The 16,000-nt window shown below is 50.0% G+C and carries 13 protein-coding genes; 4 read left to right on the top strand and 9 right to left on the bottom strand.

What is annotated here, in order from left to right; all coding sequences use genetic code 11:
* Positions 1–9: 9 nt before the first annotated feature.
* From LZG94_RS19010 to LZG94_RS19000, 3 genes are read left to right on the top strand one after another with little or no spacing between them, the layout of a single operon-like run.
* Positions 10–1,443: a RagB/SusD family nutrient uptake outer membrane protein gene (locus LZG94_RS19010; protein ID WP_233793378.1), complete on the top strand. Its 1,434-nt coding sequence runs from the start codon at positions 10–12 to the stop codon at positions 1,441–1,443.
* 10 nt (positions 1,444–1,453) lie between these two features.
* Positions 1,454–2,857: a sulfatase-like hydrolase/transferase gene (locus LZG94_RS19005; RefSeq protein ID WP_233793377.1), complete on the top strand. Its 1,404-nt coding sequence runs from the start codon at positions 1,454–1,456 to the stop codon at positions 2,855–2,857.
* A 12-nt stretch (positions 2,858–2,869) separates the two neighbouring features.
* Positions 2,870–4,219 (top strand): sulfatase, encoded by a 1,350-nt coding sequence (locus tag LZG94_RS19000; RefSeq protein ID WP_233793376.1) that lies wholly within the window; start codon positions 2,870–2,872, stop codon positions 4,217–4,219.
* A 23-nt stretch (positions 4,220–4,242) separates the two neighbouring features.
* On the opposite strand, the gene LZG94_RS18995 is transcribed toward LZG94_RS19000, so the two are convergent.
* Complete coding sequence (locus LZG94_RS18995) at positions 4,243–4,797, bottom strand: DUF1572 domain-containing protein (RefSeq protein ID WP_233793375.1); 555 nt, start codon at positions 4,795–4,797, stop codon at positions 4,243–4,245.
* A gap of 175 nt (positions 4,798–4,972) precedes the next feature.
* Here LZG94_RS18995 and LZG94_RS18990 point away from each other — a divergent pair, with 175 nt between their 5' ends.
* On the top strand, positions 4,973–5,509 hold the full coding sequence (locus LZG94_RS18990; protein ID WP_233793374.1) for a 2'-5' RNA ligase family protein: 537 nt from the start codon (positions 4,973–4,975) through the stop codon (positions 5,507–5,509).
* Here LZG94_RS18990 and LZG94_RS18985 read toward each other — a convergent pair.
* The 8 genes from LZG94_RS18985 to LZG94_RS18950 form a co-directional block, all read right to left on the bottom strand.
* Positions 5,479–6,348 carry an SMP-30/gluconolactonase/LRE family protein gene (locus LZG94_RS18985; RefSeq protein WP_233793373.1) on the bottom strand — a complete coding sequence of 290 codons (870 nt, stop codon included), beginning with the start codon at positions 6,346–6,348 and terminating at the stop codon, positions 5,479–5,481. The two genes, LZG94_RS18990 and LZG94_RS18985, sit on opposite strands and share 31 nt — an antisense overlap.
* 173 nt (positions 6,349–6,521) lie before the next feature.
* Positions 6,522–8,093: an SLC5 family protein gene (locus LZG94_RS18980; RefSeq protein ID WP_233793372.1), complete on the bottom strand. Its 1,572-nt coding sequence runs from the start codon at positions 8,091–8,093 to the stop codon at positions 6,522–6,524.
* Positions 8,093–9,481 (bottom strand): neutral/alkaline non-lysosomal ceramidase N-terminal domain-containing protein, encoded by a 1,389-nt coding sequence (locus LZG94_RS18975; RefSeq protein ID WP_233793371.1) that lies wholly within the window; start codon positions 9,479–9,481, stop codon positions 8,093–8,095. The genes LZG94_RS18980 and LZG94_RS18975 overlap by 1 nt, the downstream gene beginning before the upstream one ends.
* A gap of 18 nt (positions 9,482–9,499) precedes the next feature.
* Entirely contained in the window at positions 9,500–10,267 is a 768-nt protein-coding gene (locus LZG94_RS18970; RefSeq protein WP_233793370.1) for an SDR family NAD(P)-dependent oxidoreductase, read from the bottom strand.
* A 36-nt stretch (positions 10,268–10,303) separates the two neighbouring features.
* On the bottom strand, positions 10,304–11,482 hold the full coding sequence (gene dgoD, locus LZG94_RS18965; RefSeq protein ID WP_233793369.1) for a galactonate dehydratase: 1,179 nt from the start codon (positions 11,480–11,482) through the stop codon (positions 10,304–10,306).
* Between the two features lie 30 nt (positions 11,483–11,512).
* Positions 11,513–12,859, bottom strand: a complete 1,347-nt coding sequence (locus tag LZG94_RS18960; protein WP_233793368.1) for an aspartate aminotransferase family protein — start codon at positions 12,857–12,859, stop codon at positions 11,513–11,515.
* A 59-nt stretch (positions 12,860–12,918) separates the two neighbouring features.
* Positions 12,919–14,169 carry a Gfo/Idh/MocA family protein gene (locus LZG94_RS18955; RefSeq protein WP_233793367.1) on the bottom strand — a complete coding sequence of 417 codons (1,251 nt, stop codon included), beginning with the start codon at positions 14,167–14,169 and terminating at the stop codon, positions 12,919–12,921.
* 49 nt (positions 14,170–14,218) lie between these two features.
* Complete coding sequence (locus tag LZG94_RS18950; protein WP_233793366.1) at positions 14,219–15,997, bottom strand: RagB/SusD family nutrient uptake outer membrane protein; 1,779 nt, start codon at positions 15,995–15,997, stop codon at positions 14,219–14,221.
* Between the last annotated feature and the right edge of the window lie 3 nt (positions 15,998–16,000).

The following is a 16,000-nucleotide window of genomic DNA, read 5'->3' as shown; positions in this document are numbered from 1 at the left end:
CAGCAGATCATGAAGAAAATCATATTAGCAGGACTGGTATTGAGCCTCTATTCCTGCTCGGGAGATTTCCTGAACATATATCCTGAAACCAGCCTCAACGAAGGCAATTTTTATAGTTCGGATGAAGAAATAATCACTTTGGTAAATGGTTGCTACACGTCGCTCAGAGATATCGAAAAGCGTACCCACTGGGTTATTTCCGAGCTGAAATCTGACGTTCTGGATCAGCAGACGAGCAGTGTAGCCGGCGATTTCACGACCGACCGGATGGACGCGGTGATAGCAGGCTCGGACAATCTTGCGCTGGACGATTTTTGGAATTTTTCTTACAAAGGGATTTACAATTGCAATAAGGCTATTTCTGTGCTCGAAAGCGGCTCGCATGTTTGGAGCAATGCAGCTTTGAAAAGCCGCTCTTCGGGTGAAGTTCACTTCCTGCGCGCGCTGTATTACTTTAACCTCGTTCGACAGTTTGGCGACGTACCGGTTGTTACTGAACCCGTTACAGGCTTGGAGGCGGTGAATATCAAACGATCTCCTGTGGCTGATATTTACGCGCTGATCACGGAAGACCTGACAAAAGCGCAAACGCACCTGGAAGCTGCGGCGACCGTGGAAGAAAACGGCCGCGTGAATTACGCCGCGTCACTGGGACTTTTGGGAAAGGTATATTTGACCACAAAAAATTACCAGGCTGCCGAGGTTATGCTCAAAAAGGTGATTGATCTGGGAAAATTCAGCCTGCTGCCTGACTATAAAAATGTATTTGATCCGGCCAACAAAGACTACAAGGAAACCCTTTTTTCAGTCCAGTATTCAGAGGCGGCGGCGGCTTTATCCAACCAGTTTATATTCTTTAACGCACCTTATACTTCCAAAGGCGAAGTGACGAACCGGCCGAATATCGCGCTGTCACTGGCTGGCAATATGCGCCCGAGTCAGGATCTGATCAAGGCTTTCGAGGTGGGCGATAAGCGTAAAAGTGTGTCGATCGCTTACTGGCGCGGCCCGGATTGGAATGGTATCGTGGCCGATCTCCCCTATTGCGCGAAATACAAGGCACCACAAACCGCGGCGCTCAACTGGGCCGGTGATAACTTTCCTATATTGCGTTATTCGGATATTTTGCTCATGTACGCCGAAGTTTTGAATAACCTCAACCGCACAGCCGAGGCGATTCCTTTCGTAAATCAGGTAAGGGAAAGGGCCGGACTTAAACCTGCTGCCGGCCTGGCAAAAACGCAGCTGGATATGCTGATCGAAAAGGAAAGAATGCTGGAATTCTGTTTTGAAAATCAGCGGTGGTATGATCTGGTTCGCAGAGGTCGCGCATTGGAAGTAATGCGTGCACACGGTAAGCAAGCGCCTGACGCACAGGTACTCGCTGCGATCCCGAGCGAGCAGATCCTGATTAATAAACTCAACCAGAATACCGGCTATTAATTTTTTGGTAATGATAAAAACACATCGTGAAATGTTGCAAAAACTGAAATGGCGCACAAGCCTATTGTTCCTGTTTTTTGGTTTAATAATGCAGGATCAGGCAATAGCTCAGGCAGCCAAAACCGCTTCCAAACATCCCAATGTCGTTTTTATCATTGCAGATAGTCACCGCGGGGAAGCGCTGGGCATCAACGGTCACCCGTTTGTCCAGACCCCGCACCTGGACCAGCTTGCCAAAGGCGGGATCCGGTTCACAAATGCGTACGTGACCACGGCGATCTGCGCTGTGAGCCGGGCGAGTATCCTGAGCGGACAACATCGCGCGCGCCACAAGATCAACGATTTCGCAACGGGCTTTTCGGATGAAGCAATGCGGAATACGTATCCGATGGTATTGAAAAAAGCAGGTTATAAAACGGCGCAGATCGGTTTTCTGGGAGTCGGCAAAACGCCGCCAACCCAGTACTTCGACCATTGGGACGCGCAGATTCCGTGGATGACTAAAGAAGGTTTGCACCAGACAGACAACATTGCGCAAAAGGCGCTGGAGTACCTGGACAAGCAAAAATCAGATCAGCCGTTTTGCCTTGCATTATCTTTCACGGCAGCACACGAAGTCGACGGACAGAATGGAAATCCCGCGACTTATATGGTTCAGGAGCGATATAAGGGTTTGTACAAAGATTTGAAAATGCCCGTACCGGCTACTGCAGCGCCCGAATATTGGAACAGTTTTCCCGACTTTTTCAGGACGAACCAGAATATAGGTCGCGGCCGGTGGATCGGTCTGTTCTCTACGCCCGAGCTGTTTCAGGAGAATGTGAAGAATTATTACCGGCTGGTTACCGGCGTGGATGAAGCGGTGGGAAAAGTGGTCGAAAAGCTGCGCGCGCTTGGAATGGACCAAAATACGATCGTAGTATACACCAGCGATCACGGTTTTTCGCTGGGCGAGCACGGTATGATGGGAAAATGGTATGGATTTGAAAAAGGCATTCACGTGCCGCTGATCATCAACGACTTGCGCCCCTACTCGGAACTGCGGAATGTAAAAGCAGAGCAGCTGGTATTGAATATCGATATTGCGCCTACTATCCTGAATATGGCCGGCGTGCCCGTTCCTGATGTAATGCAGGGAGTAAACCTGTTGGATCTGATTCAAAAGAAACAACCCGGAAGGAAACATTTTTTCTATGAACATACGGTGTTTACGAGTCCGATGCTGCCGAAAGTGGAGGGATTAATATCGCCCGATTTCAAGTATTTTAATTATACTGAGCACAACTTCGAGTCGCTTTACGATACCAAAAAAGATGCAGAAGAAAAGAAAGATGTGGCGCGCGAAAAACGCTATCAGAAGAAGCTGGCGGCCATCAAAGCATTGTATGAAAAAGAAAAAATTGCGATCCGGTAACGCCGAAACAATATGAACAAACTGACAATCCTTGGTTTTTTGCTCCTATCAATTGTAACAGGAAAACCGGCAGCCGCACAAAGCCCGAATATCATTTTCCTGCTCACCGACGATCACCGGGCCGACGCGCTGGGCGTTGCGGGCAATCAGTACATTCAAACGCCTAACCTGGATCAGCTTGCCAACAAGGGAATACTTTTCAAAAACGCGTACGTGACTACCTCTATTTGCTCGGTCAGCCGGGCCAGCATATTGAGCGGGCAGTATATGTCGCGCCACAAAATCGATGATTTTGCGCAGGATTTCAGTCCGGCAGCATTGGCAAATACGTATCCGATGTTGTTAAAATCAAAGGGTTATAAAATTGGTTTTGTGGGAAAATATGGCGTCGGCGACAACCCGCCGGATCAGGAATTTGATTTCTGGGCGTGCAACCGCAAAGGTCAGCCGCCTTACGAATACAAGCGCGCCGACGGTTCCATTATCCATCATACCGATAGTGTAGCGAACGGAATCGACCAGTTTTTGCAGAAATTCGGCAGCCAGTCGCCGTTTTGTCTCTCGGTGAGTTTCAAAGCGCCGCACGAGCTGGACGGAAGTCCGCCAACTTACCCGGTTCAAGAGCGTTTTAAGGATTTGTACAAAAATATCAGTGTGCCGCAGCCGGAAACGGCCGACCCTTCTTATTGGAATGCATTTCCCGACTTTTTCCGCACTGACAAAAACATTGGCCGCGAGCGCTGGCAGCCACTTTTCTCTACCCCTGAACTGCACCAGCAAACGGTGAAAGACTATTTCCGCCTGATTACGGGAGTAGACGAAGTAGTAGGCAAGCTTCGCAAACAACTTGAAACGCTGGGAATTGCAGACAATACGATAATCATTTTTATGGGTGATAACGGATTTGCATTGGGCGAGCACGGACTGGAAGGAAAATGGTTTGGTTTTGAAGAATCCATCCGCGTGCCGATGATCATTTACGATCCCCGGAGTGGAAAATCAGGATCAGTAGAAGAGCGTATCGCATTGAATATTGACATTGCCCCCACGATCCTGAACCTTGCAAAACTGCCGGTACCTCCGCAAATGCAGGGTATTGACCTGCTGGCCAGAAAACCTGTCAGGCGCGACGTATTTTTTTATGAGCATACCTTTATGGGCAGTCCGCGATTGCCTAAGATTGAGGGAGTTGTGAAAAAAGATATGAAGTACATGAAGTTCACGGAGCAAGGTTATGAGCAGCTTTATATCCTGAAAAAAGATCCGCTTGAAAAACAAAATGTTGCCGCTGACCCGCGTTATGCAAAGGATCTGAAAAAGCTGCGCGAACAATATTCCGTGCTGAAAGAAAAGGCGAAGTAGCCCGGAAAAAGCTGCGTTAATATTTAGAGATCGTCGGTAAAATGCCGTTTCGTCTTTTCGTTTTCAAACTTCCGGGCATTGTAATCGGTGGACTTATTTCTGGCAATGGAAAGGCTTTCCCAGTTCGAACCGGCTGCCATTTTTGCTATCATTACGATCTGTCCAATATGATAGGGATAATGCGCCAATTGCCTGTTAATCGCCTCTGTTACAGTATGCCCGTCGTTTCTGATATAAACGATCGTATCCAGTTCTTCGTCGGTGAGATTTCGCAGCGTATCTAGCAAACAACTCCACCCTTTTTCCCAATAGGCCAGCAGTTCCGCCCGGTCTGAGAAACCGTTTTCAAACTCCTCGTCGCGGTTTCGCCAGGGTTTTTCGCCGTCGGTCGTGAGAAAATCTGTAAACCGCGACAGCATATTGCCTGCTATGTGCCTGACAATGACGGCAATGCTGTTACTCTCTTCATTATACTGCCAGAAAAGAGTTTCGTCGGTTACCTGCGCCATCGCTTTTTCACCGAGCATTTTATAATATTCAAACTGCCTGATCGCGCTTGTGAGGTAGGTCGCCGCCATTTTTTTAGGTTTGTTTAATGTGTTTGATTTGTCTGGATCTAATATGCCAAGATCGGAGCAAATTTGAAAGCCGCCGCCGGTTGCCTCGGAAAGGAATGCTAAAGCCCAGACAGTTTTCCAGTTAAGATCTGGAACAATTGTTGGGTATGAAAGTAGAGATTTAAATAAAACAGCATTGACTGAACAGACTCACAACCCGGCAAACGGAGCTGACAAAAAACCACTGGTAGCGACGCTGGTGATCGCGCCTTTTGCCCAAACCTATTTCAACGAGCTGCGCCGGCAACACTTCCCGCCCGAGCGTAATTTTCTCGAAGCACACCTAACCCTTTTTCACGCATTACCAGACGATCCGCGGATTTTTGAAGATCTGGAAAAACTCGCAAAGGAACAGCAGCCGTTTGAAGTTACCGCCCAAAACATCGTATCGCTGGGCAACGGTACCGCCTTTAAAATAATCTCGGCGGAGCTACCCAAAGTGCACAAAACGCTTCAAAATAGCTGGTCGGACGTGCTGACGAACCAGGACCGACAGAAGCGGAATTTCCACATTACGATACAAAATAAAGTGGATTCTGCGGTAGCCAAAAAGTTGCAGGCCGAGCTTACACCAACCTTCCAGCCTTTCAGCTTCGCAGTGACCGGCATCCATTTGTGGCGCTACGAAGGCGGACCATGGACTTACCTGGCGACGGTTTTATTTGGTGGGTAGTTTAATCCTTTAACTACAAATAAAGAGCCGGCGAGCGGCTGCGCTTGAAGATCCGATTCCGACAAACCTTTTCGGGCAGTGGTAATATATAAGTCTTCCAGGTGCTCGCCACCGAACGTGCAGGATGTAACCAGCGAAACTGGCAAATGAATTTCAAAGAGCAACCGGCCGGTGCCGGGATCATACCTGTTCACTTTCCAGCCTCCCCAGATCGCGATCCACAACATACCCTCACTGTCGATCGCCATTCCATCGGGGTAACCTTCTTCGGAGGCTATTTGAATAATGCTGCGCTTGTTTGTAATGGCTGCATTTTCGATATCAAAATCGTAAGCGACCACCTCCTGCGCGCCTGTGTCAATGTAATAAAACGTTTGGTGATCGTGACTCCAAGCCATTCCATTTGAGCAGGTTACCTCGTCTATTTTTATTGAAACAGTACCGTCTGTATCCATCATATACAGCTTCCCTGCCTTTTCCTGATCTGAAATTGACATGGTACCTGCCCAGAATCTGCCCGCCGGGTCGCACTTTCCGTCGTTGAAGCGGTTGTTTGGCAATGCTACCTCGGGGTCGGCTATTGCCTGCATGCTTTTGGTGTTCAGGTCAATGGTATAAAACCCGTGCTGTAATGCAGCGATCAGTTTTCCATCGGCTCGTAATGCAATAGCGCCCACCATCTGATCTGCATGGAATACCTCATGCCTTTTGTCGGCAAGAAAGAATTGATGAATTTCCCCTTTCGTAATATCAACCCACAGAATGCATTTCCGCACCACGTCCCACACCGGCCCTTCACCTAGCTCGCAGCAATGTTCCAATACAACCTCAGCCGCCATTTTCATTCTATAAAAACAAAAACCAAAAAAAACTCCCTTCCTCCCTCCTCCCTACGCGGGCCGCCCTTCCTCCCTACGCGGGCCGCCCTTTCTCTACAAATGGGTAGCCGCTCTGCGGCATGCGCTGGTCGTTTCCTCCCTTTCCTCCCTTCCCTCCCTTCCTCCTTCCTCCATCAAGCAAACCTGATATAAAAGAACAAAACGATCGCAGTAATGAGCGCCCACCAGTAAAAAGGATTGCGCAAACCTCGCTGCTGCTCGCGCTCGGCAGGTGGTAATGTCAGGCTTGCCCTGTTCCAGATCAGACCTTCCAGCTCCGCGTCCGGCTTTGGTTTCGTAACCAGACTCACCAGTATACAAGTAACAATGCAAGTCCAGAAAACAATGCCTGTACGGTTCAGGAAGGGCATTTGAGGGAATATAAATTCGATAACCAGCGACAAAGGAATGGTCATAATACCAGCCGTGAGCGCTCCGGCGTGGGTTGTTCTTTTCCATAAAATACCCAGCAGGAACATCGCCGCGATACCTGGCGTAAACAGTCCGTAAGCATTTAGTAAATACAGAAAAACGGGCTTGTCGGAATGTGCGAGGAACAATCCCGTGCAAAGTATCCCGATCACGATAATGATCGCTCCCGAAACCCGACCAAACCGCACTGCCTGCTTCTCAGAAGCTTTTTTACTGAAATAGGGCAGGTAAATATCCATGGTCAGGATGGTTGTACAGGAATTAATTGCACCGGAAAGGTGTGACATCACCGCCGCGATCAGTCCCGCCATGACCAATCCTACCAGGCCCGACGGCAGCAGGTTTTGTACGAGCGTAGGAAAAAGCAGATCGGGCTTTTCGAGATTTGGAAACAGTTTCGGCGCCACCAAAGCTGGCACTGTGATGATCAGCGGGATCAGAAATTTGAGATAGTCAGCAAAAATGACGCCCATTCTGGCGTGCCACTCGTTTTTCGCGGCCAGTACGCGCTGCACGATAAACTGATTGGTGGCGCAATAAAAAACGCTGATACACAGTGATCCGCCGAGGTACATCGTCCACGGAAAATCAGGGTCGCTGGCCGGGAGGATCAGCTCCCAGTCTTTGGAAGTTGCGACCACCGCCTCTACCCCGCCCGCCGCATCCACGGTAGCGACGGTGAGAATAATCCCACCCAGAACGAGCACGCCCAATTGCAGCATTTCAGTCCAGATCACCGCCCGCAACCCGCCTATGATCGTGTAAACGCCCGTCAGTACTGCTAGGACTATCACGCTCGTTATCACCGGAATATCCAGTAAAGAATGCAGCGAAAGCGCACCCAGATACAGCACCGCGCTGATTTCCACCAATATATAAGTGAGCAAAATCAGCACCGCGTAGGTTGTTCTGGCTGCGCCGCCGAATCTTTTATGTAAAAATTCGGGGACTGTATAAAAGCCGTTTCGAATATAAAATGGCAGGAAAATCCAGAGTAACGCATTGAATCCCATGAAGATAGCGCCCCATTCCATCGCAACGGCTATAAATCCGCGGCTGTACGCCATGCCCATAGCGCCGACCAGGTGGTGGCTGCTGATATTGGAAGCGATAATGCTCCCGCCGATCATCCACCAGGGCAATTTGTCGCCCGCCAGGAAGTAATCTCGCTTGGTTTGCTCGCCTTTTCTGGACGCGTAAATGCCCAGACCGATTACGCCCAGAATGTAAATGCCAAATATCGTCGCGTCGAGTGCTGTGAGATTGATGTTCATTATTTTTCAGAAATCATGAGTTGGGCCTGGGATATTACTGCTTCGTGGAGCATTTCAAGGGAGCCTTTGTCGAAAGGGGTTTGCCAGACTGCGTACATATCTTCCTCATACAATTCGGCAGGCGGCAGGTAACCAATGCTTCCGTTGACCACATTCATCACCGCTACTGCGTGTGAAGGAAAGGCGGCGCGCACGTTGATCTGAAACCCGGAATAAGCCTCATTGCATTGCCCAACCAAAATACTATCACCCAATTGCCACATCCACACGGGCATAACAGCCGTAGTACCATCGCCAACCACTTTCCGGATGCAACGTTTTCGCCAGAGGCGCTCTTTCAAAACCCGGTCTTCGCATTTCGCCCATTCTGCTTCGAGCTCAGCAAGCGACGACATGGGTTTAAGCGGATATTCAATTTCTATCACATTCACTTTAAGCACATTGGAAATAGCATCAACTTCCTCCCGCCAAACCGCTAGCGGCGCGCCGGACTCGACGGCACACTGGTAAGTAAGGCTTGATTTAGGCCTGAACATGCTTTCCAATGTCGCCAGTACGGCATAGCCAAGTTGTCTGCCATACCGGTCGGCCAGCTTTTGGTCGCCGGAGTATTGCTCAGCCGGAGAAAGATCGCCAGATGCGCCTTGCAGGAACAGACTTGGCGCCTGCGTTTCGGTTTCGACGATTTCACGCATTGCGCCGATGAAGTCGGGCGAAATGAGGCGGTTATCCCAGGCAAGCGTAGTCGGGTGGCAGGCGTAATTAGTCAGTGTAGCGAGGGTTTTTCCCTCATTATCTGTCACGCGGCCTACCAGCAGCGTATCGTCTGCGGGGATTTCGGCATTGAAGCCAACCAGGAAACGGTTTTTCTCAGGTTGGGGTAAATCCCTGTTTTTGGCAAGATTACATTTTCCATATTCCCATGTCAGCACACCGGCTTTTACTGAGGCAAGTGCTTCATTGACAGTAAGAATAGTCGAATTTATCACCTGATCGAGATAAGGAGCGATCAGGTCGCCGCCCGTTCTGGCTGCATCGTCGCGGCATAAGCTCGGACCTGCGTGGGTGTGAGATAAACAGAACATCAGCCGCCCGGCATCGAGCGACAATGCATTCAGTATCTTGCCGCGCACAAATCGCTCGTCTTCTGCACTTTTCCACCATCCCAGGTCCGCCGCAACGATCACGAGCGGTTTTTCATTCGGGGAAGACTGGATCGTCAGACACGTAAGTATCAGCGGTCGGTGAACTCCCTCTGCCACGTCGTGTTCCGACGCCCCCCAGTTGCGGGAGTAGATCCCGGCGGGGGGCGTAATATCTGTTTGGGCTACACCAAATATTCCTGAAAAAGAGGCATTTTTTATCGGTAGGTAAGGCTGTGGGTCCATTCAAATCGCTTTTAAGAATCAGGTGAGCAGTGATAATCCTCCGTCCATGAGCACCGTACTGCCTGTCATGTGCTCGTTTTGCGGGTGGCAAAGTTGTATCACCTGCCATGCGACGGATTGGGGACTAATAATTTTCTTAGTCGGTACTTTTTCTCTCGAAATATCCTTCAAACCGGGGTTACTAGCCCAAATTCCCGCACTTAGCCCGGCTTCCACATAGCCCGGCGCGATTTCGTTGACCAGTATCTGGTGCGGGGCCAGTTCCAGCGCCATACATTGGCAAAGCATCCGTAAACCAGCTTTGGAGACCGAATAAGCGGGAATATGCACATGAACAGAACCCGCGGCCCAGCTTCCCACGAACACGACGCGCCCCGGCTGTCTGTGGTGCAACAACCGCGCGGTAGCAGCTTGCGTGAGGTAAAAAGCGCCGTTGAGATTGACCCGCAGCTCCCTCGCCCATTGTTCCGGGGTGATCGCGTGAATGCCGCCGATGGTCACAGTAGCTGCATTTGCAATGATCAGGTCAGCGACTCCGAGCTGGTTTTCGACTTCCAGCACCCAGTTTTGAACCGCATTTGCGTCAGTAATATCGAGCTGACAATAGTGAACTTTGACGCCAAAAGCCTGAATAGTTTGTAAAAATTCGGCTGCGGCTGATTCTGGTAAAAGATCGCCGATACCAATATTTGCGCCTTGCCGGGCAAATTCAGTCGCGATGGATCGACCGATATCGCCTAGTCCTCCACTCAGAATGACCGTTTTTCCTTCAAATAGTTTCTTCATTCACTTACTATCCTCCCCTTTTTAGTTTAGATAAAATCACCAGTCGCCTACGCTGCCGTCGCTGTAAAAGGAGCGTTGCAGCACTTCCTGTTCAAAGGGATGCTTTCTGACTTCTTCCTCATTGATTTCTATCCCTAAACCCGGTTTTTCGTTCGGAAAAACGATCCGGCCTTTTTTCTCTACTGTAAATCCTTCACTTACAACCTCATCCCGCCAGGGGACGTCGCTATGCACGCTTTCACAAATGATATAGGAAGGAGTCGCAAAACCGAACTCAATGGAAGCCGCAGTACTCACCGGCCCCTGCGGATTATGCGGCGCCACGGCTACGCGGTAAGCTTCGGCCAGCGCGGCAATGCGGCGCACTTCACTCAATCCGCCGCAATGCGTAATATCGGGCTGGATCACACTTACCGCCCTCTTTTCGAGCAACTCGCGAAATGCATGCACCCCCACCAGTCGCTCTCCGGTAGCGATCGGCGTTTTTACGGCGCGTTGAATAAGCGCAATATCTTCGAGGGTTTCGGGCCAGCAGGGTTCTTCAAAAAAGTACAGCCCATAAGGTTCCAGCGCTTTCGCAAACTGCATACCCATTCTCGGGCTGGGCCGGGCGTGGCAATCGACCATAATATCGATATTGTTACCAACTGCCTCGCGCATGGAAGCCACGCAGGCTTCGGCGTAATGAACCGGCTTCAAGCCTTCCAGCGGCATGGTTTCCGGGACTGCCATCGATTTGAATGCAGTAAAACCGTCTTCGACCGCTTTCAGCGCCAGCTCGCCGAAACGATTGGCATCATCGGGCCGGGTTTGATAGAAATCTTCCATTTTACCCCCACCCAAATGGCAGTACAAACGAATATGGTCGCGCACCCGGCCGCCCCACAAATGGTGCGTGGGCACGCCGTGGATCTTCCCGGCAATATCCCAGAGCGCAATATCGATCCCGCTGATGGCGGTTCCGCGCACAATGCCGTTTCCATGCCAGAAATGCTGGCGGTACATCATTTGCCAGAGGTGTTCAATGCGCCGCGGATCTTCGCCGATCAGGAGCTGGGAAAGGTCTTCCACCGCCCCTACCACCGACCGCGTATGCCATTCCAGTGTAGCCTCACCCCATCCCCACAAGCCGGGCTGGTCGGTCACTACCTTCACAAAGATCCAGTTACGCATCCGCGCGTGACAAACCAGTGTTTCAATGGAAGTAATTTTCATAAGATAAGAATTGCAAAATGATCGATAGAACTACAAAACCGCGCTGCGCTGTAACAAACTCTGAACAACATCTTCGGTTTTTTCAAGCGTTTCTTCAATGTCCTGCAAAGTGTGAGCAAAAGAAATGCTACCCTGTTTTATTGGGAGTGGAAAATTAAATATACCCTTGTCGATCAGCTTCACGCGGTAGGATTTGTCAAAACCAAAGTCGTGGTTTTTGAGAATATCGTGAAAATCCACCGGCGCATGGTCCATGAAATACACGCAATAGGCAGACCCCTGGCGCGCGATGTGAAAAGGTTTATCGGTAGCTGAAAAAATGCTCTTTAAACCATCTTCCAGAACCTGTCCAAGCTGATTGACGTGCCCATAAACGTCATGAACCGGAGAAGCCAGTTTTTCCAGCGTCGCGATCGCAGCGGCGGTTGTGAGTGGAAATGCATTGAAAGTACCCGCAATCAGTACTCTTTTTGATTTTTCGGGATGGACAAAATAATCCATATACTTTTTCTTCCCGCCGATCACACCCAGCGGATACCCATTTGCAACTGCTTTTCCAAAAGTACTGAGGTCGGGCTGCACGCCGCAAATGCTTTGGTAACCGCCCAACGCGTGACGGAAACCCGTTTTTACTTCATCAAAAATCAATAAAAAACCATCCTCGTCCGCCAGCTTTCTCAGCTCCTGCAAATAGCCCGGAAGCGGCTTTACGATACCTATATTCTGCAAAATCGGTTCGAGCAGGATACAGGCAACCGGAAAGTTTTTCAGGATGTGACGGACAGAATCGAGGTCGTTGTAATTGATCACGTGCACCAGCGATTTGTGCTCATCGGGAATACCCGATGAAAGCGAATCGAAAGGATATTCGCCTGGACTTACCCGCTCACCCACATCGGCCAGCGCGCTGATCACATTGCAGGCAACATCATTATGCCAGCCATTATAGCCGCCCTGCATCACGATAATATGGTTGCGACCGGTAACGCCCCTAGCTATACGTATCGCATGGTAGGTAGCTTCCGACCCGGTGGTCGTGATCTGGATACTTTCCACGGTAGGAACGGATTTACAGAAAAGCTCCGCAAATTTCCCTTCCAGGTCCGTCGGCCCCGCGCCCATTAATACGCTGTCGCTTTGCAATGTTTCGAGCACCGCCTGGTTTACATCCGGGTCGTTATGGCCGAGAAAAGAAGCCGCGAATCCAGCCTGGTAATCGATATATTTATTCCCTTCCAAATCCCACACGTGACTCCCAGAACCTTTCGAGAAGCAGATATTAGGATCCGATTTTCGGTTTAGGGATACCACGCCGCCGGGAATCCATTGTTCGTTATTTTTGAGTAATTCCGAAGACTTCGGCCATGTTAAATTCATAATCTGATCATTTAAAATAATATTTATCGAACAAGTGTGGCTGGTATTCTCCGCAGGTTTTAGATTTTATACTGAGGGATTTTCAAAGTCTCACCGTCCCTCATCGCCGAATTATGCGCAACAATACCCGGCACGGTCAGGTTGAGCGCCACCGCGATATTCACCAGCGGGTGACGGTCCTGAAGAACTGCCGAAATGAACTCGTCCGTCAGCCGGCCGTGCGATCCGCCGTGGCCGCCTTCGTCCACACCAGCGGGAAGCGGCGGTCTTTCGATATCCGGCAGCTGCTTTTCGTGGCCTTCGTATTTACCATAATAAGAGCCCTTCTGTCCGCGGATCCTGCCTTTTTCACCGTGGTCACCCGGTGAATCCCAGCTTACCGCCATGCGCGACATACCGCCTTCGTTCGTGCGGAAAAGCGCAATTTCAGTCCCAAATGGGTTTTTGTAACGGTTGTTGGCAGGTTGAAGCTGCTTCACAATGCTCGGGATACCGAGGCATGAAACTTCGGTAAAACTGCCGCCCGTCACGCCTACGTAATACGCATTGGAATGCGTAGGATAGTATTGCGGAGGAAGACCCACGCGCCAATTTTTGTACGACGCCAGCGGCTCGTCCATGTAATGGTAATATTCGCCTTCCGAGTAAACCAGCTTGCCAAATCCGCCTTTATCGTAGATCTGTTTCATCGCGTACAGGTCCTCGTGGAAGCAAGAAGTTTCAAACATCATGTATTTCTTACCACTCTTTTTCACCGCTTCATACAGCCTGTCCGCATCTTCCAGCGAACCGAAAACGGCCGGTACTGCCACTGCGACGTGTTTTCCGTGATTTAATGCTTCAATCGCGTGCTTGGCGTGGCTCGGTGCGTCGGTTGCGATAAATACCGCCTCAATGCTATCATCCTTTACGAGTTCTTCCAGTGACGGATACGTTTTGGAGACCTTGCACGCTTTGGCCAGCTCAGCGCAACGGTCGGGGAAAAGGTCACTTACTGCGACGATCTCTACGTTAGGATGGTTTTGAAATTCAAATGCAGCCCCGAATTTGCAAAGTCCATAACCTACAATGCCCACGCGTACCTTTTTATCAGAAACAGCTACCCACTTTTTGGTCGATTTCGCTGCTGCTTCCGTTTTTTCAAATCCCTGAATATCCGGATTTCCCTTGCCTGCTTCTTCCGCTTTCTGGTCTGAAGAACAGCCGGCCACCAAACCCAGTGCAGCAGAACCCAGCCCGATCGACTGTAAAAAGGAGCGGCGGTTGAAAGGATTGGTTACTGTCGTTTCTTGTTTGTTAGGATTTTTCATACTATTTAATTGAAATGAATAAAAAAGTAATGGGTTTAAAAATAGTAGTTCAATAGCCCGGATTCTGTTTTAAGGTCGCAGTACCATCTTTCATACTCAGATCGATCTGCGCCTGGGGAATCGGGTAAATTTCGTTTTTGCCCTTTGTGAAGTTGGTATTCGGCATATATGCCTTATTGTCGTACTTAGGAACATTGGTTTCAAAGTTCAGGTACGTATTAAGGGTGGTAGCCATAGAGCCTGTCCCGTTGTCGTACCGTTGCAGATCGAAAAAGCGCTGGTGTTCCAGTGCCAGTTCAAGCCTTCTTTCAAAGCGAACTGCCTTGCGTGCATATTCTTTTCCCTGCTGGGTAAAATGTCCTTTGTATAGACCTACCTTATAATTGGCGGCAGGTACATCGGTAAATCCTTTCAGCGGATTTTTATCATCCACATATTTCTTCACCCACCCGGCAGGATTTGCAGCGCGCGCACGCACCCTGTTTACATATTCTTCGGCTTTTGCCAGACTTCCCACTTCCACCTCCACCTCAGCCGCCCAAAGCAGAACATCGGCGAAACGGATCATATTATAAGGATTGTTCATAGCCGCATTTTCCCGGTCCATCGACACCCTTTCCTGCGTAGTGATATTTTTGATCACACTGTAAGGCCCGCCGGTCGATTGCTGGCGGATCCACGCTTTTCCGGGATGCAGGCCCCAGTCCAGGTAGGGAATACCTCTTCTGCCGACATTCCAGTCCAGGCGCGAGTCCAGCGTACCGGTATGCGGCGTGAAAGGTTCGGAAGATTCCATTCCCTGGTCGCTTTTGACAGGATTTTGATTGTAAGTATCAAAGAGCGGCAAGCCCGTTGCAGGGTCTGTCTGGTATGCATTTACAAGATCAAAAGAAGGCTGCAACCAGCCGTAGCAGCAGGAAGGCGGGCCACCGAAAGGTCCGTTATACAGATCGGCGCCGTTTCCGTTTGCTCCGTTTGAACCATCATACACTGACATTTGAACAGCAAATACTACCTCCGCACCGTGCTTCTTGGCAGTCAGAAAATTATCGAAATATGCCTCAGCCAATCCATATTTCTTACCATTTACGGTAACTCCGCTTAAAATGATCTCGTCCAGTAACGTTTTAGCTTCGGTGAATTTATTTTGAAACATATAAACCTTGGCCAGAAACGCCTTCGCAGCCCAGCTATTGGCGCGGCCCACGTCAGATTTGGTAGGCGTGAGATTGGTCGCTGCAAATTGCAGATCAGCTTCGATTTTCGGCCAGACCGGCTCGGTATTGGACACATTGTAATTGCCGTCCTTATAAGTAACCGTCTCGTCTACGAACGGAACGTTCCGCCACAGTTTTGCCAGTTCCAGGTGATAAACACCGCGCAAAAACAGCGCCTCCGCTTTGATCTGCAATGCATCCGCCTCCGAAATTTCACTAACCCTTGGCAGTAAACGTAACACATCGTTGGAACGCTGCACCGCCGCGTACAGAAACCGCCACTTCTCGTCAGTCGACGAAGTAGTGGGATCGTGGCTGTAACCTTCGTAGGAAGCGAGCAGACCATTTGGCTCGGTACCCGTGTGCGCATCGTCGGAAGCGACGCTGGCGAGCACCGTCAGACTTCCCCATATTCCCCCGCCCACAGCGCCTGCGCCGTCGAGCAGCGAATAGGCTCCGATCAATACACCGTCGACACCCGATTTGGTAGCCAGAATAGACTCGTCGACCGCTCCTATCGGTTTCAGTTCTAGATACTTGTCACTGCACGCGAGCAGGAAAAGGAATGAAAGTAGGCAGACCTTTTGGAATGGTTTAAAATATCTTTTCATCGT

Origin of the sequence: Dyadobacter sp. CY343 (genome assembly GCF_021390335.1) — a bacterium.
Lineage (GTDB): Bacteria > Bacteroidota > Bacteroidia > Cytophagales > Spirosomataceae > Dyadobacter.
Note: the sequence above shows the minus strand (reverse complement) of the source record. Positions and strands in the feature narration are given on the sequence as shown.